General features: G+C 35.5%; 1 protein-coding gene. It reads right to left on the bottom strand.

Annotation, left to right across the window (positions count from 1 at the left end):
* Positions 1–347: 347 nt before the first annotated feature.
* Entirely contained in the window at positions 348–1499 is a 1152-nt protein-coding gene (locus HMPREF9010_RS00015) for an ISAs1 family transposase (protein WP_032853018.1), read from the bottom strand.
* Positions 1500–1539 lie beyond the last annotated feature (40 nt).

Genomic DNA, 1539 nt, shown 5'->3' with positions numbered 1-1539 from the left:
GAGATTTATCTTTTTTATTTCTCATTTCTCATAAAATCTAGATAATGAGTTTATAATCAGTGGTATATAGTATGAGAAATGCTTTCTATACAGGCATTTCTCATACTTTTTACAGATATTTTAACGAAAAAGCGGCTATTTCTCATTCGTTTTTCAATGATTTCTCATACATCTGCCCTGTATTCATCCTGCATTTCTCATACATTTCTCATGATGATTGCATAGACGATGGTTGCTGATCTTATTTACATTGAAAACAGATGAAAGGTACTTATCATTCAAACAACCCTATGCCGGCATGTTTTTCATTCGTTATCGTCCAGTTATTGATAGACAGGGCAGACGCATTAAAAATTATTTTCCTGTAAAAGTTGTGACAAATATTTTTCATCCCATCCCGCTTTTAGTCTTTTCAGATTCATGCTTCCTTTTGTTGTTTTCTCATTCTTTAGTATGGTAAGTGCCATTTTTGTTGCCACCGAAAAGTTTCTGGCTGCATTTTTCACCTTTTTACTGTAGTCTTCTCGAAAGGTAACATCCAGTTGCCAATGAAGATTATTCTCAATAGACCAATGCTGCCTGATGGCAGATGCAATCTCCTCCGGTTTGGTATTATCAAGTGAAGTTACATAGTATCTGACCTCTTGAGTATATTCTCCTGTTGCTACTATTGTTCTCTCCGACTTTATCCCTACAATAGACTTCAACCCCACAAGTTTCTTCTTAAACATTTTCTCCATAATAGATCCATAACTGACTACAGTACATGTTCTTGTCTCAATCCTTCCATGTCCGGTGTTTTCCGACACATGCCTGGTGACTCTATTGGTTATTTCATCTCTATCCTGATAATCGTCAATGATTTGTTTAGCTAGTTGATAATTTTTTTTCTTATTCTCCTTTATAGCTATAATATAATTTGCATTATGCTCAATAATGGTCTGGGTTATATCTTTCTGGCATCCCATCGCGTCAATTGTAACAATACAACCACTTAGTTCCAAAGAGTTAATTAACAATGGAATAGCTGTAATCTCATTGCTTTTATCATCTACTTTTACCTGACCTAAAGAAATTCCATTAGCGGCAGACCATGCAGAAACCATCCATAATTTGAATCCTTCTTTTCCCGTAGTATGTTCTCCGTCACATTGGCTTGGACCACGCATGAGCTTGCCATCTATAGCAACAACGCCTTTCACCTCCTGACAGACTTGTTTTACCCAATTACGGAAGATCAACTCAAAATACTCGGGCTTTATTATACTGAAGAATCTATTAAAAGTATCATGACTAGGGATGAACTCCAGACCAGGTATGCGACTTTTGAAAAAAGCAATTTTCGCATTGCCAAATTCCTCAATCTCATTCCAGGATTGAGCGCCACAGATTACAGCAGCAATGGATATATAGATAATAGTTTCCATTTTATGTACTTTTTTGCGGTTCATCCTAGGATCTTCTATTTGTTTACAAAGGTCAATTATGCCAATTTTCATGTTAGTTTATGTTTTAATATATCTTATAAAGATAAGGAAA

Source organism: Bacteroides sp. 3_1_23 (assembly GCF_000162555.1).
GTDB classification, from domain to species: domain Bacteria; phylum Bacteroidota; class Bacteroidia; order Bacteroidales; family Bacteroidaceae; genus Bacteroides; species Bacteroides ovatus.
This window is presented reverse-complemented; position numbering and strand designations above follow the sequence as displayed.